This window comes from Hydrogenophilus thermoluteolus (genome assembly GCF_003574215.1).
Taxonomy (GTDB): Bacteria; Pseudomonadota; Gammaproteobacteria; order Burkholderiales; family Rhodocyclaceae; genus Hydrogenophilus; species Hydrogenophilus thermoluteolus.
Map to the genome: position 1 here is coordinate 2,103,361 of NZ_AP018558.1, position 16,112 is coordinate 2,119,472.

A 16,112-nucleotide genomic window follows, 5' to 3' on the forward strand; every position below is an offset into this window, starting at 1 on the left:
CGTATGCCCATCATCGCGACCTTCTTTGGTATCCTCGTCCGCATGTGGCATGACGACCATCCACCGCCGCATATCCACGTCTCTTACCAAGGGTTTGAAGCACTAGTCGAAATCCGCAGCGGTCAAATCCTGGAAGGAACGCTACCTAAGAAAGCCGCCGCCATCGTCAAAGAATGGTGTTTGAAACACCAGAATGCACTCCTTGACAACTGGGCGCGGGCGCAACGGTTCGAACCTTTGGAACGCATCCCCGGAGCCGACCTCGATGATTAAAATCATTCACGCAACCTATCGCGGTAATTACCAAATCGACCTCACCTTCTCTGATGGCCAGCACGGCATCTTGGACGGTAAAGCACTCCTGCAGCGACAAGGCCCTCTGTTGGAGCCGCTGCGTGACGAAACCTATTTTCAGCGCTTTTTCCTCGATGCCGGAGCACTTTGCTGGCCCAATGGCCTCGAACTCTCCCCTGCCACGCTGTACCAAAAAACCGTAACCCCACGCACATTGGCAACGACCTAAGGTACAATCGCCACCTTACCCGCCAACCAAACGGGAAGAGGAGAACCCCATGGACCTCAGCAACAAACCTGCGGATTTACCCACCGTCGAAGAACTCCTCGCGATGCCCGAAGAGGAGTACATGAACGAACGGCAACTCGCGTTCTTCCGCTGGCTGCTCCTCGAAGAAAAGCGCAAACTCATGGAAAACGCGCAACAAACCACGCAGCACCTCGCGGAAGAGAACGTCGCCACCCCGGATTGGACCGACCGCGCCACCATCGAAGAAGAACAGGCGCTCGAACTGCGCGTGCGTGACCGCGAACGCAAACTCATGAAAAAGATCGACGAAGCGCTCAAACGCATCGACGAAGGCACCTACGGCTACTGCGAAGAGACCGGAGAGCCGATCGGTCTCAGACGCCTCCTCGCGCGCCCCACCGCCACGCTCTCGATCGAAGCGCAAGAACGCCACGAACGGATGGAAAAACTGCGCGCCGGGTAACCGCCGCGCGCACTTTTTTCGAGCTGGCGCCTCCCGGTTTCTTCGCCGCAAACCGTTTTGCCCGCACCCATGCCCGTTACGCCGATGCAGATCACCCTTCACGACACCCGAACCCGCAGCGACCGCCTTTTCACCCCGGCCGACCCCAACCGCATCACGCTTTACGTCTGCGGCCCCACCGTCTACAACTACATCCACATCGGCAACGCCCGCCCCGTCGTCGTCTTCGACACCTTCGTGCGCCTCCTGCGCCTGGCCTACCCCACCGTCCGCTACGCGCGCAACATCACCGACGTCGACGACAAAATCAACGCCGCCGCCGCAGCCGAAGGCATCCCCATCCGGCAACTCGCCGAACGCTACGCCCAGGCGTTTCACGAAGACATCGCTCAACTCGGCGCGCTCCCGCCCGACGTCGAACCCTACGCCACCGACCACATCCCGGAGATGATCGCGCTCATCGAGCGGCTGATCGCCCGCGGCCACGCCTACGAAGCCGAAGGGCACGTCCTCTTCCACGTCCCCTCGGACCCCTCCTACGGCTGCCTCTCCCACCGCCAGCGCGACGAAATGATCGCCGGCGCGCGTGTCGAAGTCGCCCCGTACAAAAAAGACCCGGCCGACTTCGTCCTCTGGAAACCCTCCCCGCCCGAACTCCCCGGCTGGGACTCCCCGTGGGGCCGCGGCCGCCCGGGCTGGCACATCGAATGCACCGCGATGATCGCCAAACACCTGGGGCTTCCCATCGACATCCACGGCGGCGGGCAAGACCTCATCTTCCCCCACCACGAAAACGAAATCGCGCAAGGCTGCTGCGCCCACGGCACCAGCGAATACGCCCGCTACTGGATGCACAACGGCTACCTCACCATCGCCGGCGAAAAAATGTCCAAATCGCTCGGCAACTTCCGCACCGTGCGCGAACTCCTCGCCCAATACCCGGGCGAAGTGATCCGCGCCGTGCTCCTTACGGGCCACTACCGCAAACCGCTCGACTTCACCCCCGAAGCGCTCGCGCAAGCCGCGCGCGCGCTCGACCGCCTCTACACCACGCTTGCGCGCACCGCGGAAATCCCGCCCGCCGCGATCGACCTCACCGCATGGGGCCGCGCCATCGGTCTCTCGGAAACCCGCATCACCCAACTCACCCAACGATTCGGCCCCACCCACACCCCGTGGGACGCCACTCAAGGCCCCAACCCCGCCTACCCGGGCCTTTCGCCTCAGGACGCCCACCACCCAAGCGCCTTGACCGCAGAAACCGCCTCAAGCGCCCCCGCTGCAAACCCCGCCCCGCAACTCCTCGGCCTTGGTGCCCACCCAGCGGTCGTTGCCGCGCTGGCGAACGACTGCAACACCCCAGCAGCCCTTGCGGCGCTCCACGAACTCGCCGCAGAACTGCGCGCCCAACCCACGCCGGAGCGCAAAGCGGCGTTCCTGGCCAGCGCCGAACTCCTCGGGCTCCTCTACACCGGCCTACCAGCCTGGCGCCAGGGCCTCCCAGCCCAACCTACTATCGCCACGCCCCACACAGCGGCATCTGGCCAAAGCGAACCCAGTCCCGACGTCCCGGCGCACCCCAACCCGACCACCCCGCCAACCGCGGACACGGGCACCGCGGGTGCTGACCGCACCTGCGCTGCGGATACCGCGGGCGCTGCCCCTGCTTCTGGCACCCTGACCCACCCGCTCACCCCGGAAACCATCGAAGCGCTCATCGCGGAACGGGCCGCCGCCCGCAAAGCACGCGACTTCGCCCGCGCCGACGCCATTCGCGCACAACTCCTGGAAGCAGGCATCATCCTCGAAGACACCCCCAGCGGCACTTCGTGGCGGCGGAAAATAACTTGAAATTTTTTGAACACAAAAATGTTGACTTACAGGAATCTCTTTGTACAATGATGGATATGTCCCATCAGGAGTGATCGCCATGAACAAACGCATCGTCCCAGCCTTATTATTCTCTTTATTCCTGACCAGTAGCCAAGCATTCGCTCAAGTGCCGCAGGGTGGCGCAGCTCCGGGAACAGGCGCAGCAGGTTCAGGTGCTGGCTCAGCTGCAAGCACTGGGGCTGCTGGTGGCGCAGGTGCAACAGCTGCAACTGGCGCGGCAATAGGTGGAATCAGTATCGGTGCTGCAGTAGGTCTAGGTGTGTTAGCGGTTGCAGCCGTAGCAGCGGCATCCGGTAGTGATGGCGGCACAACCGGCACTACAGGAACAACCGGTACGACGCAATAACCTTGTCGCAAAAATTCGCTGAAAAAGGCCGAAGCGCGTTCTTCGGCCTTTTTCCTTGTCCGTTTATGAAGCTTTTTCTCTTTTCTCTTTTAATTATTTCTTTATACGGTTGCACCCCCGAGTCGAAGAGTCTTTTCGGAACCGTAACAACGCTGCTTCCTCATACCCGTAATGCTATCCAGCCCCAACTAAATCCCGCCTATGCCTACCTCCGTGTCACAGCCGGAGACCGCGTCGCGTACCTCGTCAAAGGCTACGATGCTCCTGCCAAATTTGGTAGAATACGCTCGGTTTGGTATAGCCAGCAGGGCGAAGTGCTACAAATCGAAGATGGCCGGATCGTCGCTACCGCTGGTCTTACCACAGATTGGGTCGATGTTCGTTATCAGGATTTACCCTCGTGGGAACGCACCCTGAACGAATCCGGTCCCTGGCACTATCAGCGCACGCGTGACCTCATGCCTGGATACCGTTTTGGCATTACTGAACGGCTCACACTCAGTCGAATTCCTCCTCCAAAGACATACCATTTGGTAAACGTGGCCGCAACCGAACTGCAGTGGTTCGAAGAACGCACCGAACCCCTCTCGTCCGCCGCCAGCGAAACCGCACATCTCCCGCCTGCTCGCTATGCGGTTCTTAAAGCTCCAGTTCCTCTGGTGATATACGCGGAAGTCTGTCTAGATCCCCAACTTTGCCTTGCCTGGCAAGCTTGGCAACCAGAAAACTCCCGAAAAACGAACTGATGCGGCGTGCTCCATACCTCGGTAACATTCTCTTTCTTACTACGCTTGTTCTTTGCTTTTCCGCTCTGATTGCGAACCCTTCACTCGCTGCAGAAGGGGGGCTACAAGACAAACAAGACAAGACAGTCGCCTCATGGCTCATTGAACAAGATCTCACCAACATTTACCTGCTAGGACTCATGGTGCTCGATGAGGAAGCCGCAGAGGAACAGGCCTACCTCAAACGCCAACTTCTGGTCGATTTTGCGCTCGATGAGCGAGCGGCAGACATAGATGTACGGCGACGTTTTACGGAATGGATATCAAGGCTCCCAACGACAGGACGTCTTATCCTAGAAAAACCTGATCCATACTGGTTACTCGCCCATCCCAAATTCGACCCACCACTTACCGCAAACAGACGGGTTGTTCTCAACCCTTACCCGCAAAGTGTCACGGTCATCACCCATGACGGTTTCCGCTGCCATATTCGGTACACTCCCGGAGCCTACGTGCTCGCCTACTTGCGCGTCTGCGGCGAAGCGAAAGCACGTGACTACGCGTACATTGTGCAGCCCGACGGTCGCATCGAAAAGGCCGCGATCGCCAACTGGAACACAAGCGAACAAAATCCGCCGGCCCCGGGCGCTTGGATCTGGGCGCCTCCCCGAAATGATACCCGGTTGGCAAACATCACACCCCGACTCACTGCGTTCTTGGCCACGCAAGGACCGGCCTATCCTGACATAGATGAAGCTGTACATCCGGCGATACCACAAGGCTTGGCCGATGACCTGAAAAAACAACGCAGCATTACCGCCACTGCCAACGACTGGGGCTTCGCTGGGCTTTTGCAAACCCCTTCAGCACGAATGGCCCCTGCTGGAACCATGCGTTTTCATTTCAGCCGAGTCTATCCCTATAACCGTGGTTCCGTTGTCTTCCAACCCACCGATTGGCTGGAAGCCGGGTTTCGCTACACCGATATCGCCAACCGCTTGTACGGTCCTGAAATTGCTGGGGATCAAACCTACAAAGACAAAAGTATCGACCTCAAACTCCTGCTCCATGAAGAAACCGCTCACACTCCGGCGCTTGCACTGGGTGCCATCGACATTGGCGGGACCGGCCTCTTTTCCAGTGAGTACCTTGTGGCCAGCAAACGGTGGCGTAACCTTGATTTCTCTCTGGGCATCGGCTGGGGCTATCTTGCTGGGCGCGGAGACCTGAAAAACCCCTTCTCGCTTCTTTTCGGCAAACAGTTCGATGTCCGGTCGCGCAATGATTCGGCTGGCGGCACGCTCAACACCAACGCCTATTTCCGTGGCCGCGCCGCGCTCTTTGGCGGAGTCGAAATTCACGACATCCTACCGGACCTCAATCTAAAAATCGAATACGAAGGAAACGACTACCGCCACGAACCACAAGACAACAATCAAAAACAAGGCGCCTCCTTCAACGTCGGGCTGGTCTGGAAAGTATCTCCTTCGGTGGATCTTCACGCCGCAATAGAACGTGGCGGGAAAGAGGCGATGCTTGGATTCACCTTTCACGGCGGACTCAACAGACTCTCCATCCCCAAATTGCTCGACCCACCGGAACCCATCATCCGCCCCGAAGCGCCAACGGAACCAGCCAACTGGGCAGAAGTCGCACAAGAGATCGAGCGGCACACCCAGTGGCGCGTTTTACGGATTGAAAAACGTGGCGCCGCGCTCGTCTTGGTACTGGACAAAACCGAAGGCGCCTATTGGATCGGGCGAATAGACCGCATCACAGCCATCTTGCACGCTGCCGCCCCCGCAGAAATCAAAGCCTTTTGGCTTATCGAAACCGCCCACGGTGTGGAAATTGCCAGCCAAAAAATTGACCGAGGCGACTGGGTTCGCAAAAAAATTCGCTACACTGCCTATTATGATCGAACAGACCCCTTACGCTTCTATCCACCAGGAAGGCAACCCCTAGAAAAACCCTACACACTTTGGGCAAACGAAACCGACTCTTTCCAAATCGGGCTTGCACCCTACTGGACACAAACCATCGGTGGTCCAGACGGATTCATCCTTTACCAGACTGGCGCTACCGCCCCATTTACGTGGCATTTTGGCGAACGAACCTGGCTCTCTGGCCGCATCAATGCCCGTTTGCTCGACAATTATGAACAGTTCAAATACACCGCGCCTAGCCAACTCCCACGGGTTCGTACCTACTTGCGGGAATACCTCACCACATCGTCTGTAACGATCCCCAATTTACAAATTACCCACTGGGGTGAGCTGAATCGGAACCACTACTACAGCCTTTATGGTGGTCTTCTCGAACCCATGTTTGCCGGCATCGGCGCCGAATGGCTCTATCGCCCATGGCAAGGCAACTGGGCGTTCGGCGTCGATCTCAACTGGGTCAAACAACGCGCCTTTGAACAAGATTTCTCATTGCGTCACTACCATACCCTCACCGGGCACGCGACACTCTATTGGAACACCCGCTGGCACGGCATTCAAGCCAAACTCCAAGTAGGCCAATATCTGGCAAAAGACCGCGGCGTAACGCTTGAACTCAGTCGTACGTTCGATAACGGTGTCACCCTGGGCGCCTATGCCACCAAAACCGATGTCTCTGCAGCGCAATTCGGCGAAGGAAGTTTCGATAAAGGCATCTATGTCACAATCCCATTCGATGCCATGCTGCCGCGAACAACCCCAGGAACCGCAAACTTTTTGTGGAACCCCTTGACCCGCGATGGCGGCGCAAGACTGTATCGGGCTCAGTCGCTCTATGAACTCACGCGCAGTCGCGATCGTAGAACTTCGCGACTCCACCCAGCAACCGATCAAAACGCGCCATCGATCCCTGGTCCGCAAGAGGCATTGGCGGATTTTGGTGACACGCTCGTAGGCACATTCAACCTTTTGGACCATGTGTCATGGGGCAAAGCGGCCCTTTTGGGCGGCGGGCTTACCATTGCCGCCCACCGGTTTGATACCAAGTTCGACGACTGGGCAAAACGGCACCAATCGGGTACCTACAACAAGCTGGGTAATGCAACCAACCTGATTCCCTGGGGGCTAGCGCTTGGGGCCACCCTGCTCTGGAGCAGCAACGACGATTACGCTTCCGATACCGGCTGGACTGCGCTCAAAGCCGCCGGAATCGCGCTGGGAACAGAACTAACTGCTAAATACCTTTTTGGCCGCGCTGCGCCACGCGAAGGAAACTCAGCAACCGTTTTTTCCTTGGGACGAAGCCTCAGAAAAGCCAGCTTTCCATCAGGTCACGTGACCCTGGCATTCGCTCTGGCAACGCCCATTGCACGGCGTTACGACGCCCCGTGGCTCTACGGGCTGGCTGCTGCAACCGCCTTTGGTCGGGTACAATCACGGGAGCATTGGTTCTCGGATACCGTTGCCGGAGGCCTCTTGGGCTACGCGATTGGCACGCTCGTCGATACCTACGATCAACAAAATCGCGATTTTCGTATTGGCATCGATCCGGTCGAAAAACGGGTATTGATGGCTTGGGAATTTTGATGGGGTGGAAACTATGAATTGCCTTACTCATTGGCGCAAAAAACTATCACTAACGCTCCTTAGCCTTGGGCTTTCGCTAACCGCTATCACTGCGTACTCGCAAAACGAATCCAGTACCACATTGACGACTCACACGTTTACCACCCCCAATTCCTCCTCATTACCCAACGGCATGATCAACACCACTACCGTGCCAAGTGATGCCACCTTCGCTCAACCCAATTTTGAACAAACGCCCGCCTCTTCTGCGCAATCCAATGTGCCATCTGAAGCGGAGCCCTCTGGAATGCAATCTAGGGAGCAGTCCCAACCCGTGATTACACCTCAGCGCCCGCAATATGGCCCAACCTTATTCCAGCAATTCGTCCAAGAAAATACCGGTCAGCTCTTACCCATTTATGGCAGCCAATTCTTTTCTACCCCACAACTCTACGCTCCTGTCTTGAACACGCAACCCCCAGACAATTACATTCTGGGTCCCGGCGATGAAATCCAACTCGACCTCACCGGTGCCGCAAACCTCCAGTACACCTTCCGCATCGACCCAGATGGACGCGTCACCATTCCCACCGTTGGTCCCATCACCTTGGCTGGCGTGCGTGCCGCAGATCTAGAGCGCGTGCTTCGTCAACACATGGCCAAGGTCTACACCAACTTCCAGCTCGCAGCCAAAATTGCGCGCTTGCGTGCCATCCAAGTTTATTTGGTCGGCCATGCAGCAGCACCTGGCACCTATACCCTTTCCAACCTCTCTACCGTAATCAATGCCCTTTTCGCAAGTGGCGGCCCTGCGCCAACTGGCACCATGCGCGCCATCGAAGTGCGTCGCCAAGGAAAACGAATCGGACGCATTGACCTCTATGATTTCATCACCCGTGGGGATACAAGCAAAGACATCACATTGCAGCCTGGGGACGTCATTACTATCCCACCCGTCGGGCCACAAGTGGCACTCACAGGCGCAGTCGACAGTGCAGCCATTTACGAATTGCCGCACACCGGCGGCACCTTGGGTGAGGTTATCGAGCTGGCTGGTGGCTTGCCCGCGCTCGCCTCGCCACAAAAAGCGATCATTGAACGGATCGACGCCAAAGACCCGCAAGCTCCTCGACGTGTGATCGTAGTGGCGCTCGATGCGAACGGCCTAAAAACTCCGCTGAAAGATGGCGATATCATTCGCCTATTTGCGCTTCAACCTGCATTCGGGGAAACAGTAACGCTGCAAGGTCACGTGGCCAGTCCGCTCCGTTATGCTTGGTTCCCCGGAATGCGCATCCTTGATCTCATCCCGGACGCGCAAGCACTCATCAAGCCGGACTACTACCGCCAACTCAACCAACGGGTCATGACGTTGAAGCCAGCTGGTGACCCGCTTAATCAAATACGCGTCGAACACCTCTCCATCAACTGGGACTACGCCGTCATCGAACGCTTGGACCGCCAAACCCTCAGGAAGCGTCTCATCCCCTTCAATTTGGGAAAAGCGGTGTTGCAACGGGACCCCGCGCACAACCTCCCTCTGGAGCCGGGTGACGTCGTGACCGTGTTCGATCACAAAGACATGACGCTGCCCTTGCGTCGCCGTTCTCGTTTCGTTCTGGTTGAAGGCGAAGTAGCAGCACCGGGCCTCTACGAAGTGGCGCCAGACGAAACCCTGCCACAACTCCTTGCCCGCATCGGGGGCGTTACCCCGCAAGCCTACCTGTACGGGTTAGCAATTACCCGCGAATCCGTTCGCCAACAACAACAGGCAAACCTCGACAAACTGATCACGCAACTGGAACGCTCACTGTTCGACCAATCTGGAGAGACTTTGAGCAATGTCGCGGGTCTCACCAGTGAACAGGTGAAAATTCTGCGCGACCAGCAACGCAACACTGCAAAACGGCAATTGGACCTGCTCCGCCAACAGAAGAGCTCGGGACGCTTTGCGCTGCACCTGAAGCCAGAAATTGATCTACCGCTGGATGCGCTTCCCAGCATCACTTTGGAGGATGGAGACCGCATCGTTGTGCCACCGCGCCCCTCTTTCGTCGCGGTATTTGGCGCCGTGCGTAATGAAAACGCGCTGGTTTGGCGTGAAGGAATTACCGTCGGCGATGCCTTGCGGCTTGCTGGCGTGAGTGACGACGCGGAAACGGCAGAAATTTTCGTCCTGCGCGCGGACGGCACGGTTGTTGCCAATCGCGACCGCTCCTCTTGGTTTGCAGGAATTCAGGGTGAGCTGCTCATGCCCGGCGATACCGTCGTGGTTCCCTTCAAAGCAGACCGCGAAACCAAATGGAGCTTCTTCATGCGTAACCTGAAAGACATCACCCAAATCTTCTCCAACCTGGGTCTTGGTCTGGCTGCGCTCAATTCGCTGTAATTGGGGGAATCGCATGAACCACAACACAGAAGCGATGATGCCACCCGAAGATGAGATCGACCTGCTCGATCTCATCGCAACCCTCGCTGAATCCTGGAAACTGCTTCTGTTTGGGCCGCTCCTTGCGGGGTTGGCTGCACTTGGTATTTCGTTCGTGATACCCCCCACCTACACTGCTACCACCACCATCCTGCCCCCACAACAACTGCAAAGCAGCGCTGCAGCCATTCTTCAGAGCTTGGGGGCGGCGGGGGGATTGGCCTCTGCTGCTACCGGACTCAAAAACCCTGCTGACCAATACGTAGCCATACTCAGAAGTCGGTCCATAGCCGATCGGCTGATCGACCGTTTTCAGCTCATGGCTCGGTATGAACAAGAGTACCGCTTATCCATGTATAAGGCATTAGAAAAAATTGCGGACATACAAACGGGAAAAGACGGTTTGATCACCATCTCTGTGGATGACAAAGATCCCCAATTCGCGGCAAACTTAGCCAATGCGTACGTTGAAGAACTCAAAAACCTATTGGGAACGCTTGCCGTTACCGAAGCGCAACAGCGGCGGCTCTTTTTTGAAAAACTGTTGGAAGAGACCAAAGACAAACTCACAGCCGCTCAGCAAGCGCTGCAAGCATCCGGCTTGAGCCCAGACACCATCAAAAACAGCCCAGATGCTGCCGTGGGTAATGTCGCCCAGTTGCAGGCACAAATTGCCGCTGCCGAGGTCCGCCTGGGACGTTTGCGTGGCTTTTTAGCGGAAAATGCCCCGGAAGTCCAACAAACCCAAAGAGAAATTGCTGCACTGCGCGCTCAACTGGCTAAGCTGGAGGCTGGAGGCCACGCGGGCGACCGGAACAGCGCCGACTACATTGCCCGCTACCGCGACTTCAAATACTACGAAACCTTGTTCGAAATGTACGCCAAACAGTATGAATTGGCGCGGGCCGACGAAGCGCGTGACGCCCCACTCATCCAGGTGATCGACCCCGCTGTACCGCCAGATTACAAAAGCAAACCCAAACGGGGACTGATCGCCGTTTTGGTAACGCTGGGAACTGGTTTTATTCTCGTACTTTTCGTTTTCCTGCGCCGTGCCTGGCGCAATGCCCAAGAAGACCCTGAAGCCAGAGCAAAGATCGCTGTTATTCGATCAAATTTAGGCTTAGGGAAACGCTAATCTTTAGTTCAGCCGGCGAATCAACCACTTTGGTGTGCTAAATGTAACGATCATCCTATAAAACCCAATGTAGACCACCGCAAAGAGGGCACACGACACAACCATCACCGCGGGATATTGCCACCACAAAACAGCGGGAAAAACCGCAATTAGGGTGAGCACCCATAGATAAGGCGAAGTAGCAGAATTGCGTGCTACTGTACGGGAACACGGGTTAGAACTGCACCGAACAAGGCGCAGATATACCAAAGAGTGCAAATGCATACGGTCTGGAAGTCCTGGTGAAGCACCTCGAGAGAATTTACGGCGGCAAATTGAAAAAAGCGTTTCCGTAACCGGATAAGAACAAACGAGCAAGCAAAACCACGGCGAAACTTGCGGATGGCGTACCACCAAAAGCACAGCAACTTCCGCCAACACGAAACCGACCAGATAGGCCCCTCCATCACCCAAGAAAATTTTTCCGCCGGGCCAATTCCAAGCCATAAAACCAAGGAGTGCTCCGATCATCGTCAAGCACACCTGCAAAAGCAAGGCATCTTCCAGCTGCCATGCCACCAGCCCAAAAGCTGAAAACATCAGGATCGACGAACCAGAGGCAAGACCGTTGAAGCCATCGATAATGTTGATTGCGTTCGCCACTCCCGCTACCGCCACCATCGTCAGCACCCAGGCCAGAAATGGCACGTTACTCAACAGATCATCCACCCCCGGAATCCCTAATCGGTTCAATACCGAACCTACCAACCCCATGCCCCATGCAGCAGAAATCCCTGTTGCCAACAACCGAGGTAACACCCCAACACGTTTCGTCAAATCTTCAGCAAGGCCTGTCGCAAAAGCCGGCAGCCCCGCCAACAGAAGAAAAACCGCATCTGGGGATTGCTGTTCCCACAACCAAGAAGCACTCCATGCCAGCAACAATGCCAACAGAATACTGACACCACCAATTCGAGGAACGGGCTGAGCATGAAATTTCTGCACACCATTCAAATCATGATCCGCTGTCAAATGGTGATGCCAATGGCTCCATCGCACAATGACCGCTGTAACAGACCATGCAACCACCGCAGCCATGACAAGCACAACTAGTCCAAAAGTAGTCATCGATCCCTCACGCTTTTATGAAGTAATTCCCAGAATCTGCATCAAGCGTTGGTTTACAACGCGGACATCAAACCGCTCTTCTGCCAAACGACGGCTTTCTGTCCCCATGGAACGGATCAAATTCGGGTTGGCAATAAACCGCTCCATTGCCGCCACCAATGCATCGACATCTCTTGGCGGAATCAAAAAGCCATTGACCCCATCCATGACCGTTTCACGGCAACCAGGCGCATCGGTAGTGATCACTGGCCGCGCCATCGCCATCGCTTCCTGTGTACTTCGAGGTACCCCTTCTCGATAAGAAGGCAACACAAATACACTGGTTTGCGCTAACCAAGGACGCACATCGGCAACCTGACCAGCCCACTCCACCACTCCTTCTCGCACCCAAGACTCGATTTCTTCTTTTTGGATGCTTCCTGGATTGGGATGTAATCCTCCAACCAGTACGAAACGTACCTCAGGGTAATTCGCTTTGATGCGGCGCGCTGCGGCTACAAACTCGAGCACTCCTTTTTCGCGCAGCATGTGCGCTACTAGGGACACGCTGAACAAATCAGCATTTGACTGGAAATGAGCGAGAGTGACCGTATCCCTTCGACATTGACACCTCGGTGGGCAAGAAATGTCTTTTTTGCCGCCATTTTCGGCTGGCTTTCGCCCCGTTTCTCGGCGAATTTCCTCATTTCGCCCCTCTCAGGACGCACCTTGGGCGTTGAGCGCAAACAATTGCCGCTTGGCGATCAGCAGATTCGCCAACCCAAAGAGCGTGTAGAGCTGCGCAGTGTTCTTCGCCAATCCCTTGTAGCGTACCTTCTTCATGCCGAAGAGGTTCTTGACGATGTGAAACGGGTGCTCGACCTTGGCACGCACGCTTGCCTTGAGTTGCTCGATCTTGTCGATCAATCTGCCCATCGCCGTCTTCGGCAGCGCCTTGCGTTTGCCCGGACGCATCGCGACTTCCCATCGAACCTTGCCGTTGCGGTTCTCTTGCCGCTTCTCGACGCCCTGGTAGCCCGCATCGCCAAAGGCCACTTTCTCTTCTCCATGCAGCAGGGCATGGGCTTGGGTGACATCATTGGTGTTGGCCGGGGTGGTCACCAGCGTGTGGGTGATGCCGGTTTCGGCATCGACGCCAATGTGGGCTTTCATGCCAAAGTACCACTGATTGCCCTTCTTGGTTTGATGCATTTCCGGATCGCGCTTGCCGCTTCGGTTCTTGGTCGAGGACGGTGCGGCGATGATCGTGGCATCAACGACCGTGCCTTCCTTGAGGATCAAACCCTTCTGCGCCAGCACGGTATTGATGGCAGCAAAGATGCGCTCGGTCAGATGGTGCTTTTCCAGCAGGCGGCGAAACTTGAGCAGGGTGGTGGCATCGGGCGCAGACTCCCGCGACAGGTCGATGCCAACGAAGCGCCGGATGGCCTGGCTGTCGTAGATGGCGTCTTCGATCCCTTCATCGGACAATCCGAAGCACTGCTGGGCAATATACATGCGCAGCATGCGTTCCACGCCAATCGGCGGCCGGCCTCGTCCGGTTCCCTTCGGGTAGAACGGTTCGATCTCGGCCACCAGCGCCGACCAAGGCGTTACCGCGTCGATTTCGGCAAGAAACCGGTCGCGCCGCGTCACTTTCTTCTTGCTCGCATATTCAAGTTCGGAAAAGCTCGCTTGCATCGTCAAGTGCCTATCAAATGTCAGTACTTCAATTGTCGCATGTCAGGGATGAGTTCAGCCCATCGATCTGCGAATAAATCAGTGTGTCCCTAGCCCCTCGCGATTGTAATCATCGATGACATTCAACAGTCTGAACTTGCGCCTGCTCTCCAGCTCGTGGTGCATGAAATCCATGGACCAGACCTGATTGATCCCTTCAGGCTTGGCCAGCGGTTCCGGCCTTTGCCGCACGATTCTCAGTCGTGGCTTGATGCGCATGTTCAGCTCCAGCTCCTTGTAGATCCGGTAGACGCGCTTGTGGTTCCATCTGAATCCCTTGACGTTGCGCAGGTGTCAGCACCGATGGTAAATGTCCGCAAAACACCGGTTTGAGATGTCCTCCCGACAAAGCTGGTGCATCCTTGTGTTGTGTCAAGAAGCAAGGAAAGCGCCATGCTCAACCGAGAGGACTGGCTCATGATACGCGAAATGCGAGAAAAGGGGTGTTATCTCCGTGAGATTGCCGAAGAAGTGGGATGCTCGGAGCGAACCGTGCGTCGGGCGCTGCTGCGCGGTGGGCCGCCGCCGCGACGGCGAAGCGGGATTCGGTCCAGCAAACTCGACCCTTACAAGGCGCAAGTGGATCGGCTGCTTGCCGAAGGGGTCTGGAACGCCACGGTGATCTTTGCCGAGATCCAGGCGATGGGCTACCGCGGCGGGATCAGTATTCTGCGTGACTACATTCGACCCAAGCAAGCGCAGAGAAAGCCCAAGGGCACGGTGCGCTTTGAGACCGCGCCGGGGCGGCAATTGCAAAGCGACTGGGGGCAGATCGAGACCGAGGTGGGTGGGCGATTGCTGCGGGTTCATTTCGCGGTCAATACCTTGGGCTATTCGCGGCGCTTTCATGTCTGGGCGGCCCCGTGTGCGGATGCCGAACACACCTACGAGGGGCTGATTCGCGCTTTCGAACACTTTGGCGGCGTGCCGGGTGAAGTCTGGGTGGACAACCAGAAAGCAGCGGTGCTTGCCCACGGGCTCGATGGAGGCGTGCGGTTCAATCCGGGCTTTTTAGCGCTTGCCGCACACTACGGGTTTCGCCCCAAGGCCTGCCGACCGCACTGGCCGCAGACTTCAGCGCCACCGGGCGTTTGAAAGCCTGGCGCACCTCAACCGGTTGCTCCAAAAGTGGCTTGCCGAGGTGGCCGACGAGCGGGTGCACGGTACCCACAAAGAGGTCGTGCGCGAGCGCTTCGAAGCGGAACGCGCGCATCTTGCCCCGTTGCCGCCGGTGCGCTTCGATACCAGCTACCGGAAGACCCGACGGGTGGCGCTCGATGCCTTCATCGACGTGCGCGGCAACCGCTACAGCGTGCCCGCACACTTGTGTGGGCAGCAAACCGTATTCATCCACATGGCCCTGGACGGTACGCTCAAAGTGTTCGACAGCGAAGGCACGGTGGTAGCCGAACACCGGCTGCGCCCGAAGCGAACAGGTTGGAGCGTCGTGCCCGAGCACCATGCCCGGCTGTGGCAGGAACTCAAGGTCGAGACCAGAAGCCTGACCGCTTACGCGGAGGCGGCATCATGGAACTGATGCACCTGATGCGCCAACTCAAGATGGAGTACCTGATCGCAAATCTCGACGCCCTGTGCGAACAAGCGGCAAAGCAAGAGCTCGACTACCGCAGCTTTCTTGCCGATGATCCGAAGCCTTGCCGGACTGGCGTTTGTGCAGCGGGCAGAGAACGTCATCCTGTTAGGGCCACCGGGCGTGGGCAAGACCCACCTGGCCATCGCGCTTGGCGTGAAGGCTGCCGAAGCGGGTCATCGGGTGCTGTTTCTGACGCTGGAGGAAGTGATGAACCGGCTCAAGCGTGCCCAGCAGGAGAAACGCCTGGAGCGGCAACTGCAGCAGCTTACCTACCCCAAGGTGCTGATCGTCGATGAGATCGGCTACCTGCCGCTTGAACGACAGGAAGCGAGCCTTTTCTTTCGATTGGTGGCCCGACGCTACGAAAAAGGCTCGATCATTCTCACCTCGAACAAAGGGTTTGCCGACTGGGGCGAGATCTTTGCCGACCAAGTGGTGGCCACGGCCATTCTCGACCGGCTGCTGCATCATGCCACCACCCTCAACATCAAGGGCGAGAGCTTCCGGCTCAAGGAAAAGCGCAAAGCCGGGCTCCTGACCAAAGCGGCTAACCTACCCCAACCAGAAGGAGACAGGTAGCCCACCATCTACGGCCTGGGCAGCCAAGCAGCATTCCGTTGAAAACCGGACATCTCGAATCGGTGAA

10 protein-coding genes and 5 pseudogenes are annotated in these 16,112 nt (G+C 57.1%); 11 read left to right on the plus strand and 4 right to left on the minus strand.

Translation table 11 applies throughout. The annotated features are described in order from the left end of the window. Positions 1-3: 3 nt before the first annotated feature. The 9 genes and pseudogenes from HPTL_RS10225 (at position 4) to HPTL_RS10270 (ending at position 11,046) form a co-directional block, all read left to right on the plus strand. Positions 4-273, plus strand: a complete 270-nt coding sequence (locus tag HPTL_RS10225) for a DUF4160 domain-containing protein (RefSeq protein ID WP_119335886.1) — start codon at positions 4-6, stop codon at positions 271-273. Continuing rightward, positions 266-523 carry a DUF2442 domain-containing protein gene (locus tag HPTL_RS10230; RefSeq protein ID WP_119335887.1) on the plus strand — a complete coding sequence of 86 codons (258 nt, stop codon included), beginning with the start codon at positions 266-268 and terminating at the stop codon, positions 521-523. The genes HPTL_RS10225 and HPTL_RS10230 overlap by 8 nt, the downstream gene beginning before the upstream one ends. A 49-nt stretch (positions 524-572) precedes the next feature. Beyond that, positions 573-1,007: an RNA polymerase-binding protein DksA gene (gene dksA / locus HPTL_RS10235; RefSeq protein ID WP_119335888.1), complete on the plus strand. Its 435-nt coding sequence runs from the start codon at positions 573-575 to the stop codon at positions 1,005-1,007. A gap of 84 nt (positions 1,008-1,091) precedes the next feature. Beyond that, positions 1,092-2,501 (plus strand): annotated as a pseudogene (gene cysS / locus HPTL_RS11385) (cysteine--tRNA ligase); the annotation flags it as partial. Positions 2,502-2,705: 204 nt separating this feature from the next. Beyond that, a pseudogene (locus HPTL_RS11690) lies at positions 2,706-2,858 on the plus strand (CysS/YqeB C-terminal domain-containing protein); the annotation flags it as partial. Between the two features lie 390 nt (positions 2,859-3,248). Continuing rightward, positions 3,249-3,992, plus strand: a complete 744-nt coding sequence (locus HPTL_RS10255) for a YjbF family lipoprotein (RefSeq protein WP_119335890.1) — start codon at positions 3,249-3,251, stop codon at positions 3,990-3,992. Continuing rightward, the gene (locus tag HPTL_RS10260; RefSeq protein WP_231999988.1) at positions 3,941-7,501 is read left to right on the plus strand and encodes a YjbH domain-containing protein; all 3,561 of its coding nucleotides are present in this window, start codon (positions 3,941-3,943) and stop codon (positions 7,499-7,501) included. Before HPTL_RS10255 ends, HPTL_RS10260 begins: the two co-directional genes overlap by 52 nt. 172 nt (positions 7,502-7,673) lie before the next feature. Continuing rightward, complete coding sequence (locus HPTL_RS10265; protein ID WP_197713689.1) at positions 7,674-9,869, plus strand: SLBB domain-containing protein; 2,196 nt, start codon at positions 7,674-7,676, stop codon at positions 9,867-9,869. A gap of 13 nt (positions 9,870-9,882) precedes the next feature. Continuing rightward, a complete protein-coding gene (locus HPTL_RS10270) occupies positions 9,883-11,046 on the plus strand; it encodes a GumC family protein (RefSeq protein ID WP_197713690.1) in 1,164 nt (387 codons plus the stop codon). Between the two features lie 3 nt (positions 11,047-11,049). On the opposite strand, the gene HPTL_RS10275 is transcribed toward HPTL_RS10270, so the two are convergent. The 4 genes and pseudogenes from HPTL_RS10275 to HPTL_RS10290 all read right to left on the minus strand — a co-directional run. Continuing rightward, positions 11,050-12,123, minus strand: coding sequence for an MraY family glycosyltransferase (locus HPTL_RS10275; RefSeq protein ID WP_197713691.1), 1,074 nt, complete (start codon positions 12,121-12,123; stop codon positions 11,050-11,052). A gap of 45 nt (positions 12,124-12,168) precedes the next feature. After that, positions 12,169-12,699 (minus strand): glycosyltransferase family 4 protein, encoded by a 531-nt coding sequence (locus tag HPTL_RS10280; protein WP_331838638.1) that lies wholly within the window; start codon positions 12,697-12,699, stop codon positions 12,169-12,171. A gap of 150 nt (positions 12,700-12,849) precedes the next feature. Then, positions 12,850-13,833: an IS5 family transposase gene (locus HPTL_RS10285; protein ID WP_108079952.1), complete on the minus strand. Its 984-nt coding sequence runs from the start codon at positions 13,831-13,833 to the stop codon at positions 12,850-12,852. A 90-nt stretch (positions 13,834-13,923) separates the two neighbouring features. Continuing rightward, positions 13,924-14,166 (minus strand): annotated as a pseudogene (locus tag HPTL_RS10290) (IS3 family transposase); the annotation flags it as partial. Positions 14,167-14,265: 99 nt separating this feature from the next. On the opposite strand from HPTL_RS10290, the pseudogene istA reads away from it, so the two are divergent. Both istA and istB read left to right on the plus strand, forming a co-directional pair. Then, a pseudogene (gene istA / locus HPTL_RS10295) lies at positions 14,266-15,409 on the plus strand (IS21 family transposase). Next, positions 15,397-16,045, plus strand: a pseudogene (istB, locus tag HPTL_RS10300) (IS21-like element helper ATPase IstB). The pseudogenes istA and istB overlap by 13 nt, the downstream one beginning before the upstream one ends. Positions 16,046-16,112: the final 67 nt, after the last annotated feature.

Coding starts and splice junctions, on each gene's coding strand:
- HPTL_RS10225 (WP_119335886.1), top strand. CDS start 4: ATGCCCATCATCGCGACCTTCTTTGGTATCCTCGTCCGCATGTGGCAT.
- HPTL_RS10230 (WP_119335887.1), top strand. CDS start 266: ATGATTAAAATCATTCACGCAACCTATCGCGGTAATTACCAAATCGAC.
- dksA (WP_119335888.1), top strand. CDS start 573: ATGGACCTCAGCAACAAACCTGCGGATTTACCCACCGTCGAAGAACTC.
- HPTL_RS10265 (WP_197713689.1), top strand. CDS start 7,674: ATGATCAACACCACTACCGTGCCAAGTGATGCCACCTTCGCTCAACCC.
- HPTL_RS10270 (WP_197713690.1), top strand. CDS start 9,883: ATGAACCACAACACAGAAGCGATGATGCCACCCGAAGATGAGATCGAC.
- HPTL_RS10275 (WP_197713691.1), bottom strand. CDS start 12,123: ATGGCTGCGGTGGTTGCATGGTCTGTTACAGCGGTCATTGTGCGATGG.
- HPTL_RS10285 (WP_108079952.1), bottom strand. CDS start 13,833: ATGCAAGCGAGCTTTTCCGAACTTGAATATGCGAGCAAGAAGAAAGTG.